This is a genomic window from Streptomyces sp. AC627_RSS907 (assembly GCF_019049165.1).
Genome location: NZ_JAGMUE010001030.1, coordinates 1 through 659, shown reverse-complemented (window position 1 = coordinate 659; position 659 = coordinate 1). Strand labels below are relative to the sequence as shown.

At 75.1% G+C, this 659-nt stretch carries 1 protein-coding gene; it reads left to right on the top strand.

Annotated features, from left to right (window positions below):
• Positions 1–659: DUF5719 family protein (locus KUM32_RS40080; protein WP_254406762.1), on the top strand; the 659-nt coding region annotated here is incomplete at both ends.

Below are 659 nucleotides of genomic sequence, written 5' to 3'. Positions count from 1 at the left end.
GCGCTGGTGTGCCCCGCGCCCACCTCGTCCGAACTCGGCGAGACCACGTACACCGCCTACACCCCGCAAGCACCGGGCCAGGGCGGCGACGACAAGGGCGCGGCCGAGCTGCTCCCCGCGCACCACGCCGACGACGGAGGCGAGGACGACGGAGGCGAGGACGGCGACCGGGGCAAGGGCGACGCGCGCGGGGACGCGCTGACCGGCGACCCGGTGGTGCCGCTGGCCAAGCCCGGGACGCCGGTCTCCGAGGACACCTCGCGCTCCGACGCGCCCGCGCTGATCGGCGTCGCGGACGGCGCGCTCGCCCCGGGCTGGACCGTGCAGCAGACCACCGCCGTGACCGCGGGCGACGGGCGCGGCCTGCTCGGCGCCTCCTGCGTCGCCCCCGGCACCGACTTCTGGTTCCCCGGCGTGAGCACCGCGGGGGACCGGCAGGACTACGTCCACCTCACCAACCCCGACAGCACCCAGGCGGTGGTCGACCTGGAGCTGTACGGCGAGAACGGCCGGCTGGAGGCGCCCAGCGGCGAGTCGATCAACATCCCGCCGCACTCCACCAAACCCGTACTGCTCTCCACCCTGGTCAGCAAGCCGACCATCAACGTGACCCTGCACGCGGCGGTGCGCTCCGGTCGCATCGGCGCCAGCGTGCAGGC